Genomic DNA, 13,890 nt, shown 5'->3' with positions numbered 1-13,890 from the left:
GTGGCGGACAATCGCGGCGGGACGGACTAGCGTGGGGAGCCGTGCAGAGCATTCCCCGGGCGCTCAGGCGTGCACTCGTCGGCAAGCCCATCCACAACGAGCGTCTTGGCGACGCCGTGCTGCCCAAGCGCACGGCCCTGCCGGTCTTCTCGGCCGACGCCCTCTCGTCGGTGGCCTACGCCCCGGACGAGATCATCCTCACCCTCGCCCTGGCGGGCACGACGGCGGTCGCGGTCTCCCCGCTGGTCGGCCTGGCCGTGCTCGTGGTGCTCGCCGTGGTGATCACCGCGTACCGGCAGAACGTGCGCGCCTACCCCTCCGGCGGGGGCGACTACGAGATCGTCTCCAAGAACCTGGGCCGCGCCGCCGGGGTGGGCGTGGGGGCGGCGCTGATGGCCGACTACGTCCTCGTCGTCGCCGTGTCCATGGCCACGGCCGCCCAGTACGTCACCGCCGCGCTGCCGGCCCTCGCCGACCGGCGGGTCGAGCTGGCCGTCGGGGGGATCCTGCTCGTGGGCCTGCTGAACCTGCGCGGGCTGGCGTTCATGGGCCGGGCCGCGGCCGTGCCCACCTACTTCTTCCTGGCCGTGCTCACGGCCCTCATCCTCGTCGGCGTGGGCCGGGACCTCGCGGGCAGCCTCGGCACCGCCCCCAGCGCCGCGTACGAGGTGCTGCCCGCGGCCGGCTTCGACGCCGGCCTCGCCGGGCTGGCCGGGGCGCTGCTGGTGCTGCGCGCCTTCTCCTCGGGCGCCGTGGCGCTCACGGGGGTCGAGACCATCACGAACTCCGTCCCCTACTTCCGCAAGCCCCGCGCCGTCAACGCCGCGGCCACGCTCGGGCTGCTCGGCGCGCTCGCGGCCGCGCTGCTGGCCGGGGTGATGTACCTCGCCGACCGCGCGGGCGTCGTGGTGGTGGGGGACCCGGCCGAGCAGCTGCTCATCGACGGCCGCCACCCCGCTCCCGACTTCTTCCAGGACCCCGTCCTGGGCCAGCTCGCCCGCACCGTCTTCGGGCCGGAGTCCCTGTGGTTCTTCGTGCTCGTGGCCGCCACCGTGGGGGTGCTCGTGCTGGCCGCCAACACGGCGTTCTCTGGCTTCCCCACGCTGGCCTCCCGGCTCGCCCGCGACGCCTTCCTGCCCCGGCAGCTGCAGGCCCGCGGGGACCGCTACGCCTTCACCAACGGCATCGTCCTGCTGCTGCTCGTGGCCGTGGTCCTCACCGTGGCGTTCGGGGCCAACGTCAACCGGCTCATCCAGCTCTACATCGTGGGCGTGTTCGTCTCGTTCACGCTCACCCAGGCCGGGATGCTCCGGCACTGGGCGCGGGTCGGCCGGCTGCGCCGCCACCACGGCGACCGGCGCGAGCTGCTCGTGCGCCGGGCGGTGGCGCTCGTGGCGTTCGTCCAGTGCGCCGCCGTGCTCGTGGTCGTGCTCGTCACCAAGCTGACCCAGGGCGCGTGGATCACCATCGTGGCCCTCGCCGCGCTGGGCGCGGTGATGTGGGGGATCCGCCGCCACTACGACGCCGTGGACGCCGAGCTCGCCCTCGAGCCCGACTCCCCGGTGCGGGCCCTGCCCTCGCGCGTGCACGCCATCATCTACGTCTCCTCCGTGCGCAAGCCCCTCATGCGCGCCCTCGCCTACGCCCGGGCGTCCCGGCCCTCGACCCTGGAGGCGGTCGTGGTGGACACGAACGCCGCCGCGACCCAGCGGATCCTCGCCGAGTGGCAGCGCCTGGAGATCCCCGTGCCCGTCACCGTGCTCAACTCCCCGTACCGCGACACGATCGGCCCCCTCGTGGACCACGTCCGGGGGGTGCGCCGGAAGTCCCCGCGGGACCTCGTCGTCGTCTACCTGCCCGAGTACGTCGTGCACCGGCGTTGGGAGCGGCTGCTGCACAACCAGGCGATCCGGCCCCTGCGGGCCCGGCTGCACCAGGAGCGCGGGGTCATGACCGCCTCCGTGCCCTGGCACCTGTCCACCGCCGCGGGCCGGGACGTGGGCCCCGAGTCCGCCACCGCCCCCGCCGACCGGCCCGCCGGTCCCGACGAGAAAGCGTTCCGCCCGTGAGCCCTGCCACCGACCCCGCCGCCCCCGCGGCCCCCGCCGAGCTCGAGCTGCGGCTCGGGCCCATCGCCCACGGCGGGCACACCGTCGCGCGCACCGCCGAGGGCCGGGTGGTCTTCGTCCGCCACGGCCTGCCCGGCGAGCGCGTGCGCGTGCGGCTCACCGAGGCCGCACCGGAGGCCCGGTTCTGGCGGGGCGACGTCGTGGACGTCCTCCAGGCCGACCCGCACCGGCGCGAGCGCCACGCGTGGGAGCTCGCCGACCCCCTCGTGACGTGGGCCCGGGGGCGGGCCCCCGTGGGCGGGGCCGAGCTCGGCCACGCCGAGCTGCCCGCCCAGCGGCAGCTCAAGGCCGCCGTCGTCGCGGAGCAGCTCTCCCGGCTGGCCGGCCTCGAGCACGAGGTGGTCGTCGAGGCCATGCCGGGGGAGGACCCCCGGGGGCTCGGCTGGCGCACGCGCGCGCACTTCGCGGTGGACGCGGCGGGACGGATCGGGATGCACCCGCACCGCAGCGCCGAGATCGTGCCCGTGAACGGCTTCCCGCTCGTGCTCCCCGCCATCGACGGGCTCCGGCTCGCGGAGCTGGACCTGCGCGGCGCGGAGCGCGTCGACGTCGCCGCCCCCGCCGACGGCGGGGCCCCGCTGGTGCACCTCACGCTCGCCCCGGAGGCGGACGGCGGTCGGCTGCGGCGGGAGCTGGGGCGGCTCGCCGCCGGCCGGGACGTCTCCGTCACCGCCCGGGCCGCCGGGGCCCGGGAGCCCGAGACGTGGGCGGGACGCCCGTCCGTCGTCGAGCACGCGGGCCCGTACCGCTGGGAGGTCTCCGCCGAGGGCTTCTGGCAGATCCACCGCTGCGCCCCCGGGCTGCTGCACCGGGCGGTGCCCGACGCCGCGGCCGCCCGCCCCGGGGAGCACGCCCTGGACCTCTACGCGGGGGCGGGCCTGTTCACCGCCGCGCTCGCCGACGCCGTGGGCGGGGACGGGACGGTCGTGGCCGTCGAGGGCTCCCCGGTCACCAGCGCCGACGCCCGGCGCACCTTCGCCGACCGCCCGCAGGTGCGCGTCGAGCGCGGCAGCGTGGAGAAGGTCCTCGGCCGGCTCTGGCCGGAGGCCGGCCCCGCCCCGCGCGGCCGGCGCCGGCCTGCCCGGGGCCGCGGCCCGGCGCGCCCCGACGTCGTGCTCCTGGACCCGCCCCGGGCCGGGGCCGGGCGCACCGTCGTGGACCAGCTCGTGGCCCTGGCCCCGCGCCGGGTCGCGTACCTCGCCTGCGACCCCGCGACGCTGGCGCGGGACCTGGGCCGCTTCCGCCGGGCGGGATGGCGCGTGCGCTCCGTGCGGGCCTTCGACATGTACCCGAACACCCACCACGTGGAGACCCTCGCCGTCCTGGAGCCCTGACCGGCAGCGCCGTGTGTCGGCCCCGGCGGGACCCGCCGAGGCCGGGCCCTCCGCACGGGCTACACTGACAGGTGACTGTTCGCGGAGGAACACCGGGCATCCCGGCTCCTCGAGCGAACGTTTCCCAGACGGTGGCGAGAAGGAGTTCCACGCATATGAGCACGGTGGACAGCTTCGGAGCCAAGGGCGTCCTCGACGTCAACGGCACCGAGTACGAGATTTTCCGACTGAACGCGCTGGAGGGGGCCCAGAAGCTCCCGTTCAGCCTCAAGGTTCTGCTCGAGAACCTGTTGCGCACCGAGGACGGCGCCAACATCACCTCCGAGCACATCAACGCCCTGGCGAACTGGGACGCGAGCGCCGAGCCCAGCATCGAGATCCAGTTCACCCCCGGCCGCGTCATCATGCAGGACTTCACCGGCGTGCCCTGCATCGTCGACCTGGCGACCATGCGCGAGGCCATCGCCGACCTCGGCGGCGACCCCGCCCGCGTGAACCCGCTGGCCCCGGCCGAGCTCGTGATCGACCACTCCGTGCAGATCGACTCGTTCGGCAGCCACGAGTCGATCGAGCGCAACATGGACATCGAGTACCAGCGCAACGGCGAGCGCTACCAGTTCCTGCGCTGGGGCCAGACCGCGTTCGACGACTTCAAGGTCGTCCCGCCGGGCATGGGCATCGTCCACCAGGTGAACATCGAGAACCTCGCCCGCGTGGTGATGACCCGCGAGGTCGACGGCACGCTGCGCGCCTACCCGGACACCTGCGTGGGCACCGACTCCCACACCACCATGGAGAACGGCCTCGGCGTGCTGGGCTGGGGCGTGGGCGGCATCGAGGCGGAGGCCGCGATGCTCGGCCAGCCGATCTCCATGCTCATCCCGCGCGTCGTGGGCTTCAAGCTCACCGGCGAGATCCCGGCGGGCGCCACCGCGACCGACGTCGTGCTGACGATCACCGAGATGCTGCGCCAGCACGGCGTGGTCGGCAAGTTCGTCGAGTTCTACGGCGAGGGCGTCGGGGCGGTGCCGCTGGCCAACCGCGCGACCATCGGCAACATGAGCCCCGAGTTCGGCTCGACCGCCGCGATCTTCCCGATCGACGACGTCACCATGGACTACCTGCGCCTGACCGGGCGCTCCGAGGAGCAGCTCGCGCTCGTCGAGGCGTACGTCAGGGAGCAGGGCATGTGGCACGACCCGGCGAAGGAGATCACCTTCTCGGAGTACCTCGAGCTGGACCTCTCCACCGTGGTCCCCTCGATCTCCGGCCCGAAGCGCCCGCAGGACCGCATCTCCCTCACGGAGGCCAAGGCGCAGTTCCAGGAGGACCTCCTGAACTACGCCACGCACGTGGACGAGGACGTCACCGCCGGCAACTCCGCCGACGAGGCCTCCGCCCAGTCGTTCCCGGCCTCCGACGCCCCGGCCTACATGCCGGAGCACGCCCAGTCCAAGAACGACGAGCCGCGCGAGCACCACGCCCACGCCGAGACCGGGCGCCCCACGAAGCTGGTCCCCGTGAGCATGCCCGACGGGCGCGAGTTCGAGCTGGACCACGGCGCCGTGTCGATCGCCTCGATCACCTCGTGCACCAACACCTCCAACCCGTCGGTGATGATGGCCGCGGCCGTGCTGGCCCGCAACGCCGTCGAGAAGGGGCTCAAGGCGAAGCCGTGGGTCAAGACCTCGATCGCCCCGGGCTCGAAGGTCGTCACCGACTACTACGAGAAGTCCGGCCTGGTGCCGGCGCTCGAGGAGCTCGGCTTCTACATCGTCGGCTACGGCTGCGCGACCTGCATCGGCAACTCCGGCCCGCTGGAGGAGGAGATCTCCCAGGCCATCCAGGACAACGACCTGGCCGTGACCTCGGTGCTCTCGGGCAACCGCAACTTCGAGGGCCGGATCAACCCGGACGTGAAGATGAACTACCTGGCGTCCCCGCCGCTGGTCATCGCCTACGCCCTGGCCGGGAACATGGACTTCGACTTCGAGAACGAGCCCCTGGGCCAGGACTCGGAGGGCAACGACGTGTACCTCAAGGACATCTGGCCGGACCCGGTCGAGGTCCAGAAGATCATCGACGCGTCCATCGACACGGAGATGTTCACCCGCGAGTACGGCACCATCTTCGACGGCGACGAGCGCTGGCAGACCCTGGACACCCCGACCGGCAAGACCTTCGAGTGGGACCAGGCGTCCACCTACGTGCGCAAGCCACCGTACTTCGAGGGCATGACGATGGAGACCACCCCGGTGGAGGACATCACGGGCGCCCGCGTGCTGCTCAAGCTGGGCGACTCGGTCACCACCGACCACATCTCCCCGGCGGGCTCCTTCAAGTCCGACACCCCGGCGGGCAAGTACCTCATCGAGAACGGCGTGGAGCGCAAGGACTTCAACTCCTACGGCTCCCGCCGCGGCAACCACGAGGTCATGATCCGCGGCACCTTCGCCAACATCCGGATCAAGAACCAGCTCCTGGACGGGGTCGAGGGCGGCTTCACCCGCGACTTCACCCAGGAGGGCGGCCCGCAGGCCGCCGTCTACGACGCCGCGATGAACTACAAGGAGGCCGGCGTCCCGCTGGTCGTGCTGGGCGGCAAGGAGTACGGCTCCGGGTCCTCGCGCGACTGGGCCGCGAAGGGCACCTCCCTGCTGGGCGTCAAGGCCGTCATCGCCGAGAGCTACGAGCGCATCCACCGCTCCAACCTCATCGGCATGGGCGTGCTGCCGCTGCAGTTCCCGGCCGGGGAGTCCGCGGGCTCCCTCGGCCTGGACGGCACCGAGGTCTTCGACGTCCAGGGCGTGACCGCGCTCAACGAGGGCACCACCCCCGGGACGCTGAAGGTCTCCGCCCGCAAGGAGGACGGCTCCACCGTCGAGTTCGACGCCGTGCTGCGCATCGACACGCCGGGCGAGGCGGACTACTACCGCAACGGCGGCATCCTGCAGTACGTGCTCAGGAACATCGCCAAGTCCTGATCCCCGTCCCGCCCACCCGGGCGGGCGGCGGCGAACGGAGGGCCCGGTCCGCGAGGACCGGGCCCTCCGGCGCTCTCGGGGCCCCGCGGCCCGCACCGGCCCGTCGGGGCGAGCGAGTAGGATCGTGAGGACGTGCCGGCCCGGTGATCCCGGATCCGGTGCCGCCGACCACGACGCCGAGGACCACGGGAGGAAGCATGAGCGTGCTGGAGCGGGTGTCCGGCCCGGAGGACCTCGCGGGGCTGAGCCGCGCCGAGCTGGGCGAGCTCGCGGCCGAGATCCGCGACTTCCTCGTCACCCACGTCTCCGCCACCGGCGGGCACCTGGGACCCAACCTCGGGGTCGTGGAGCTGACCATGGCGGTGCACCGGGTCTTCGACTCGCCCCGGGACGCCATCGTCTTCGACACCGGCCACCAGTCCTACGTGCACAAGCTGCTCACCGGGCGCAAGGACTTCGCGACGCTGCGCCAGCAGGGCGGCCTGGCCGGCTATCCCGACCGCGCCGAGTCCGTGCACGACATCGTGGAGTCCTCCCACGCCTCGTCGTCCCTGTCCTGGGCCGACGGCATCTCCCGCGGCTACGCCATGACGGGGCAGGCGGACCGGCACGCCGTCGTCGTGGTCGGCGACGGCGCGCTCACGGGCGGGATGGCCTGGGAGGCCATCAACAACATCGCCTCCGACCGGCACCGCAAGGTCGTCATCGTCGTCAACGACAACGGCCGCTCCTACGCCCCCACGGTCGGCGGCTTCGCCAACCGCCTCGCCGAGCTGCAGGCCAGCGTCCAGCAGGGCGTCGACGCCGTGCGCACCGACCGCCGCTACGAGCAGACGCTCGAGTCGGTCAAGAACCTGCTCAGGCACTCCGGGCCCCTCGGCGGGATGGTCTACCGCGGCCTGCACGGGATGAAGCAGGGCATCAAGGACGTCGTGGTCCCGCAGGGCATCTTCGAGGACCTCGGGATGAAGTACGTCGGCCCGGTGGACGGGCACGACCTCGAGGCCGTCGAGCAGGCCCTCACCAACGCCAGGAACTTCGGCGGGCCCGTCATCGTGCACGCCATCACGGAGAAGGGGCACGGCTACCCGCCGGCCATCGCCCACGAGGACGACCAGTTCCACGCGGTCGGCGTCATCGACCCCCTCACAGGACGCTCCACCGCCACCAGCTCCGAGCGCAGCTGGACGTCCGTGTTCCGCGACGAGATCGCGCGCATCGCCGACGAGCGCGAGGACGTCGTGGGCGTCACGGGCGCCATGCTCATCCCCGTGGGGCTGCAGAAGATGCAGGCCGCCCACCCCGACCGGGTGGTGGACGTGGGCATCGCCGAGCAGCACGCCATCGCGATGGCCGCGGGCATGGCCTACGGGGGGCTGCACCCCGTGGTGGCCCTCTACGCCACGTTCCTCAACCGGGGCTTCGACCAGCTGCTCATGGACGTGGCTCTGCACCGGGCCGGCGTCACGGTGGTCCTGGACCGCGCCGGCGTCACCGGGCCGGACGGGCCCAGCCACCACGGCATGTGGGACCTCGCGCTGCTCCAGATCGTGCCCGGCCTGCACCTGGCCGCCCCGCGCGACGAGCCGACCCTCGTGGAGGAGCTGCGGGAGGCGGTGGCCGTCGACGACGCCCCCACCGTCATCCGCTACCCCAAGGGCTCCGTGGGCGCCCCGGTGCCCGCCCTGGACCGGCTGGTCGACGGGGTGGACGTGCTCGCCCGCCGGGGCGGGGAGGGCGGCGGCGAGGGCGCCCGCCGCGACGTGCTGCTCGTGTCCGTCGGGGCGATGAGCGGGCTCGCCCTCGACGTCGCCGACCGGCTCGAGGCGCACGGGGTGTCCTCGACCGTCGTCGACCCCCGCTGGGTGCTGCCCGTGCCGCGCTCGGTGATCGAGCTCGCGGCCGAGCACCGGATTGTCGTGGTCGTCGAGGACGGGGTGCGCGCCGGGGGCATCGGCTCCCGCATCCGGCAGGAGATGCGCGCCGCCGGGGTGGACACCGCCCTGAACGAGGTCGGCCTGCCCACGCGGTTCCTCGCCCACGGCTCCCGCTCCCAGGTCCTGGAGCGCGTGGGCCTCACCGCCCAGCGGGTGGCCCAGGACACGCTGGCGTCCGTGCTGGGCACCCGGGTGCCCTACGCCCGACCGATCGAGCCGGACGCGGTCCGCGGCGACGACGACGGCGCGCCGCTGCCCCGCCTGCGCAGGCGCTGAGCGCCCCGCCGGGGCCTCAGCCCAGGACGATCCGCCCGCCGGTGACGGCCACGGGATAGGGCTCGAGCCCGCTGCGGGCGGGGCCGCTGACGACGTCGCCCGTGGTGAGGTCGAACTCCGAGGCGTGGCACGGGCAGACGTAGCGCTTCTCCCGGGGCGCCACCATGCACCCCTGGTGGGGGCAGACGGGGGAGAACGCCACGACCGTGTCCGGCGCCGGGCGCCCGACGACCGCCTGCACCCCGTCCCGGTCGACCTTCACGGCCGAGCCCACGGGCAGGTCCTCGACGGGGCCCAGGTCCACCGGCGAGCCCGGCCCCGCCGCCGGTGCCTCGTCGCTGCTGCCGCACGCGGTCAGGGCCGCGGCCGCGCCGGCCGCCAGCCCGGCCGCCCCCAGGACGGAGCGTCGCCGCGGGCCGCAGGGAACGGGGTGGTCGGGCTCGGGTGCGGTCACGGTGGTCCTCTCGACGACGACGGACGGGGTCTGCCGCCAGTCTAGGGGCCCGGGCCCGGGCCCCCGGACGGGGCCGTCACACAGCGGGCCCGGGTGATCGCTGACAGCGGAGCCGCGCCGGGACGCTGTCGGGCGGGGCGCGTTCCTCAGTAGGATGACGATGACAGCACCCAGCGGGCCGAACCGCGCACGACCGGCTCCACCACGCGCTCCGGGCCCCACCGCCCGGACGGACGGAAGGACACCAGCATGCTCAAGCGCCTCATCTTCGTCACCGGGTTCGGGGCCGGCTTCGTCGTCGGCTCGGCCTCGGGCCGCAAGAGCTACGAGACCCTCAAGCAGAACGCCCTCAGGACGTGGCAGGACCCGAAGGTCCAGGAGAAGGTCTCCGGCGGGACCGACTGGGTCCGGGCCGAGGTCCCCGTGGTCGGCGGCAAGCTCGCCGACAGCGCCAAGAAGGCCGCCGGCACCGTGGGGGCCAAGGCCTCCGACGCGTCCTCCACGGTCAAGGAGAAGGTCTCCGGCTCCTCGGCGGAGTCCTCCGGGACCGCCTCCCCGGGGACGGCGGCCACGACCTCCGGCACCACGACGCCGGGCACCACGACCTCCGGGACCGCGTCCAGCGACTTCGCCGACCTGGAGACCGCGAAGCCGGTCACCCCGGAGCCCACCACGGATCCCGCCGCGCCGTTCCCGGCCCCCGGCGACACCCCGCGCTGACGCAGGTCCGCGCGGTGCGGGCACCGGGCGGCTCACGCCGCCGGGGCGTCCTCGTCCCCGGGGGCGTCCGGCGCCCCGGCCGGGGACCCGGCGAGCTCGGCCTGGCGCTCGGCGCGCCGGCGGGCGCGCAGCTCCCGCCAGGTCGCCCCGATGACGGGCGCGGTCAGCTCGACCTGCCACGCGCGGGCCCCCAGCGTCCGCAGCCGGTCGCCCACGGCCTGGTCGGTCGTGCTCTTGGGCGGCTGCCAGCAGAAGCGCCGCAGGTGCTCGGGGGTCAGCAGGTTCTCCGTGGGCATCTCGTGCTCCTCCGCCAGCTCCGTGACGACGGGCTTGAGGGCCTTCAGCCGCTCGGCGGCCTCGGGACGCTTGGCCTCCCACGCCTTCACGGGCGGCAGGGCGTCCGACTTCACGGTGAACGGCACGAGCTCCGTGGCCTGGCGCGCGTCGGCGATCGCCCGCAGCCACCGGGGGGCCTCCCGGGCCGCCAGCCGCCCGTGGAAGGCGGGGGTGGCGAGCAGCTGCGGCACGGTCCGCGGCATGGCGGACGCCGCCGCCACGAGCGCCGCGTCCGGCAGCAGGCGCCCGGGGGAGAGGTCCTTATGCTGGGCCAGGCGCTCCCGCTCCTCCCACAGGTTGCGCAGGGCCGTGAGCTGCCGGCGGCCCTTGACCTTGTTGATCCCGGAGGTCTTGCGCCACGGGTCCTTCCGCGGCGGGGCGGGCGGGGCGGTGCGCACCGCCTCGAACTCCTGCAGCGCCCACTCGAGCTTGCCCTTCTCCCGCAGCAGCTCCTCCAGGGCCCAGCGCAGCGGGATGAGCATCTCGACGTCGAGGGCCGCGTAGTTGAGCCAGTCCTTCGGCAGCGGGCGCCGGGACCAGTCCACGGCGGAGTGCTCCTTGGCGAGCGTGTAGCCGAGCAGCTCCTCGGTCTCCGCGGCCAGCCCCACGCGCCGGAGGCCGGCGATCCGCCCGCCCAGCTCGGTGTCGAACAGGGCGTCCGGGTGCATGCCGAGGGCCCGCAGGGAGGGGAGGTCCTGCGTGGCCGCGTGCAGGACCCACTCGACCCCGGACAGCGCCTCGCCCAGCACGGCGAGGGAGCCCGTGGCCTCCGGGTCGACGAGCACGGTGCCCACGCCCTCGCGGCGCAGCTGCACGAGGAACGCGCGCTGGCCGTACCGGAAGCCGGACGCCCGCTCGGTGTCGATCGCGGCCGGGCCCGTGCCCTCGGCCACGGCGGCGGCGGCCCGCTCCAGGCCGACCGGGGTGTCGATGACGGGCGGGACGCCGTCGAACGGCGCCGAGAGGTGGACGCTGTCGGGGATCTCGTACTCCTCGAACCCGGCGACCACGGAGGTCGCGGGCTCGTCGGTGGCGGATCGGCGGTCGGCTGGGTCGGTCAAGGAGCGTCTTCGATTCTGTGTCGGCCCCGGCGGGGCGCGGTCGGTTCGGTGGTCAGCGGCGCGGGTGCAGCACGGTCACGCCCTGCGGGTACGGGGGCAGCCCGGCGAACGTGCACAGCGCGTCCGTCCAGGCCGCCAGGTGCGGCTCCACGTCGGGGCCGTCGGGCGTCCACGAGGCGCGCAGCTCGACGTCGGCCCCCTCCTCCTGGTCGCCCAGGACCCCGAAGCCCTCGGCGAGGACGCGGGAGGCGGTGCCGCCCTCCCGAGAATATCCGGCCCGGTGCCGGTCCAGGGCCTCGAGCAGCCACGTCCAGGCGATCGCGCCCGCCGTGTCGTCGCAGCCGACCTCCCGCTCCACGGCGGTCCGCGCCCACGTGACGATGCGGAAGGCGCCGCCCCACGTGGGGGGCTCCGCGGGGTCGTGCAGGAGCACGAAGCGGCCCGTGGCCAGCTCGTCCAGGGCCGCCGCGGGCGCCCGGCCCGCGGCCACGAGCGGACCGGCGGGGGCCCCCGGGCGCCCCCCGGCCGGACCGGCGAGGGGGGCGGGCCCCCCGGGCAGGCCCGCCGGGCTGCGCACGTCGGCGCGCACCGCGAGCGCGAACGGGGCCAGGTGCGTGGGGGCGGGGATCTCCGTGAGCTCGATCCCCTCCCGGGCGTGGGAACGGCGCAGCTGCGCGAGGGTCGCCCGGAAGTCCTGGGGCACCCATGACATGTCGTTCACCGCGCTCACACTGGCAGGGTAGGCCGTCCCGGGGCGGGTGTGGGCCGTGCCACGCCGCCGGGCCGGATGTGACGAGGCTCCCGCGCGGGGACCGGGGCGGCTCACGACTCGGCGGGCACCAGGCGGACTGAGACCGAGTTGATGCAGTACCGCAGGTCGGTCGGGGTGGGGAAGCCCTCCCCGCCGAAGACGTGGCCCAGGTGGGACCCGCACGCGGCGCAGCGCACCTCGACGCGCTCCATGCCCAGGGCCGTGTCCTTGATGTACCTGACCCGCTCCTCCGCCAGCGGCGCCCAGAAGGAGGGCCAGCCGCAGTGGGCGTCGAACTTGGTCTCGGAGCGGAACAGCTCCGCCCCGCAGGCGCGGCACGCGTAGACGCCCTCGGTCTCCGTGTCCCAGTACTCCCCGGTGAAGGGCCGCTCCGTGCCGGCCTCGCGCAGCACGTGGTACTCCTCGGGGGACAGGATCGAGCGCCAGTCCTCCTCGGTGCGGGCGGCGGGGTCGGGTCGGTCGCCGGTCCGGGTGGGCTCGGTCATGGTCTCCTCCGTGGTCAGCTCGGCAGTCGGGTCGGAAAGGACAACCACGCGTCGGGCCCGGTTATGCCCGCCGCCCGTGGAAGACTGGGAGCATGCTCCGACGTCTCCTCCCGCCCCCCGCCGCCCCCGACCCTGCGCCCGCCACGCAGTGGGCCCGCGGCGCCGTGGTGGGCGCCGCGGTGACCGTGGGCGCCGCCTCGCTGACCTTCGGGCTCTCGAGCGCGGCGGCCGCGTACTTCGCCCGCCAGGTCGTGGTGCCGCCCAAGTACCGCTCCGAGGACCTGCCGATCCTCGGCCTCGCCCGCACGGGCGAGGCCGGCGACCCGTCCGCCGCGACGCTCGTGAAGCTGCCGGCGACGGTCGACACGACCGTCGCCGGGACGTACAGCCTGCGCTTCGACGCCGGCCGCGGGCACGCCCGGATCGGGGCGATCCGCGCCTGGTCCCCGCAGGAGGGCACCGTGACCCGCGTCGTCGAGGAGGTCTACACCGGGGACCTGTCCACGGCCTCCCGCGGCTTCTGGTCTGGCACCGTCTACCCGGACCCGGGGGCGGCGGGGCTGCCGTTCGAGGAGGTGGAGATCCCCATCGAGGTCGGCCCGGCCCCGTGCTGGGTCGTGCCGGCCGAGGGCGGGCCCACCCCCGAGGGGGAGCGGCCCCGCGTCCTGCCGGGGCCCTGGGCGATCATGGTCCACGGCCGCGGGGCGAACCGGATGGAGACCGTGCGCGCCGTGCCGGTGGCGCGGGAGCTGGGGCTGACGTCGCTGCTGATCTCCTACCGCAACGACCGGGAGGCCCCGCCCACGCACGACAACCGCTACGGGCTGGGCTTCACGGAGTGGAAGGACGTGCAGACGGCCATCAGCTACGCCAAGTCCCGGGGGGCCACGCAGATCGTGCTGTTCGGCTGGTCCATGGGCGGGGCGATCTCCCTGCAGACGGCGGACCTGTCCTTCTACCGGGACGACATCGCGGCCCTCGTGCTCACCGGCCCGGTGGTGGACTGGTTCGAGCTCATCGCCCACCACTCCCGCACCCGGCGCGTGCCCTCCGGGATCGGGCGGCTGGCCACGAACCTCATCTCGCACCGGGCGGGCCGGATGCTCACCGGTCTGGCCGCGCCGGTGGACCTCAAGGCCCTGGACTGGCTCTCCCGCTCCGACCACCTGCGCGCGCCCACGCTGATCCTGCACTCCGTGGACGACGAGTTCGTCCCCGCCGAGAGCTCGCGGCTGCTCGCGGAGCAGAACCGCCTGGTGGAGTTCGTGCCCTTCGCCCGGGCCCGGCACACGAAGGAGTGGAACGTGGACCCGCGGCGGTGGGAGGACGCCGTGCGGCGCTGGCTGCCGGCCCGGCTGGCGGAGCACGCGCGCACGAGCGCCCCGGCCCAGGCCTGAAGGCC

10 protein-coding genes are annotated in these 13,890 nt (G+C 74.4%); 6 read left to right on the top strand and 4 right to left on the bottom strand.

Translation table 11 applies throughout. The features are described from left to right. Positions 1-41 precede the first annotated feature (41 nt). The 4 genes from M3185_RS04505 (at position 42) to dxs (ending at position 8,660) form a co-directional block, all read left to right on the top strand. Positions 42-2,069 (top strand): APC family permease, encoded by a 2,028-nt coding sequence (locus tag M3185_RS04505; RefSeq protein WP_251332471.1) that lies wholly within the window; start codon positions 42-44, stop codon positions 2,067-2,069. Further along, positions 2,066-3,463, top strand: a complete 1,398-nt coding sequence (locus tag M3185_RS04500) for a class I SAM-dependent RNA methyltransferase (protein ID WP_251332470.1) — start codon at positions 2,066-2,068, stop codon at positions 3,461-3,463. The genes M3185_RS04505 and M3185_RS04500 overlap by 4 nt, the downstream gene beginning before the upstream one ends. 155 nt (positions 3,464-3,618) lie before the next feature. Further along, complete coding sequence (locus M3185_RS04495) at positions 3,619-6,447, top strand: aconitate hydratase (RefSeq protein WP_251332469.1); 2,829 nt, start codon at positions 3,619-3,621, stop codon at positions 6,445-6,447. 197 nt (positions 6,448-6,644) lie between these two features. Next, on the top strand, positions 6,645-8,660 hold the full coding sequence (gene dxs, locus M3185_RS04490) for a 1-deoxy-D-xylulose-5-phosphate synthase (protein ID WP_251332468.1): 2,016 nt from the start codon (positions 6,645-6,647) through the stop codon (positions 8,658-8,660). A 16-nt stretch (positions 8,661-8,676) separates the two neighbouring features. On the opposite strand, the gene M3185_RS04485 is transcribed toward dxs, so the two are convergent. Continuing rightward, positions 8,677-9,114, bottom strand: coding sequence for a Rieske (2Fe-2S) protein (locus M3185_RS04485; protein ID WP_251332467.1), 438 nt, complete (start codon positions 9,112-9,114; stop codon positions 8,677-8,679). 249 nt (positions 9,115-9,363) lie between these two features. On the opposite strand from M3185_RS04485, the gene M3185_RS04480 reads away from it, so the two are divergent. After that, a complete protein-coding gene (locus tag M3185_RS04480) occupies positions 9,364-9,834 on the top strand; it encodes a hypothetical protein (RefSeq protein WP_251332466.1) in 471 nt (156 codons plus the stop codon). A 32-nt stretch (positions 9,835-9,866) separates the two neighbouring features. Here the strand turns inward: M3185_RS04480 and M3185_RS04475 are convergent, their stop codons facing one another. The 3 genes from M3185_RS04475 to msrB all read right to left on the bottom strand — a co-directional run bounded on the left by M3185_RS04475 (position 9,867) and on the right by msrB (position 12,488). Then, positions 9,867-11,231 (bottom strand): HRDC domain-containing protein, encoded by a 1,365-nt coding sequence (locus M3185_RS04475; RefSeq protein ID WP_285859438.1) that lies wholly within the window; start codon positions 11,229-11,231, stop codon positions 9,867-9,869. Positions 11,232-11,283: 52 nt separating this feature from the next. Beyond that, positions 11,284-11,961, bottom strand: a complete 678-nt coding sequence (locus M3185_RS04470) for a DUF3000 family protein (protein WP_251332465.1) — start codon at positions 11,959-11,961, stop codon at positions 11,284-11,286. A gap of 92 nt (positions 11,962-12,053) precedes the next feature. After that, positions 12,054-12,488, bottom strand: a complete 435-nt coding sequence (gene msrB, locus M3185_RS04465; protein ID WP_251332464.1) for a peptide-methionine (R)-S-oxide reductase MsrB — start codon at positions 12,486-12,488, stop codon at positions 12,054-12,056. A gap of 92 nt (positions 12,489-12,580) precedes the next feature. Here msrB and M3185_RS04460 point away from each other — a divergent pair, with 92 nt between their 5' ends. Continuing rightward, positions 12,581-13,885 carry an alpha/beta hydrolase family protein gene (locus M3185_RS04460; RefSeq protein WP_251332463.1) on the top strand — a complete coding sequence of 435 codons (1,305 nt, stop codon included), beginning with the start codon at positions 12,581-12,583 and terminating at the stop codon, positions 13,883-13,885. Positions 13,886-13,890: the final 5 nt, after the last annotated feature.

Origin of the sequence: Kocuria rosea, from assembly GCF_023715525.1 — a bacterium.
Classification (GTDB): Bacteria; Actinomycetota; Actinomycetes; order Actinomycetales; family Micrococcaceae; genus Kocuria; species Kocuria rosea_A.
The sequence above is the reverse complement of the archived record's forward strand: the minus strand, read 5'-3'. Positions and strand labels throughout refer to the sequence as shown.

Coding starts and splice junctions, on each gene's coding strand:
- M3185_RS04495 (WP_251332469.1), top strand. CDS start 3,619: ATGAGCACGGTGGACAGCTTCGGAGCCAAGGGCGTCCTCGACGTCAAC.
- dxs (WP_251332468.1), top strand. CDS start 6,645: ATGAGCGTGCTGGAGCGGGTGTCCGGCCCGGAGGACCTCGCGGGGCTG.
- M3185_RS04480 (WP_251332466.1), top strand. CDS start 9,364: ATGCTCAAGCGCCTCATCTTCGTCACCGGGTTCGGGGCCGGCTTCGTC.
- msrB (WP_251332464.1), bottom strand. CDS start 12,488: ATGACCGAGCCCACCCGGACCGGCGACCGACCCGACCCCGCCGCCCGC.
- M3185_RS04460 (WP_251332463.1), top strand. CDS start 12,581: ATGCTCCGACGTCTCCTCCCGCCCCCCGCCGCCCCCGACCCTGCGCCC.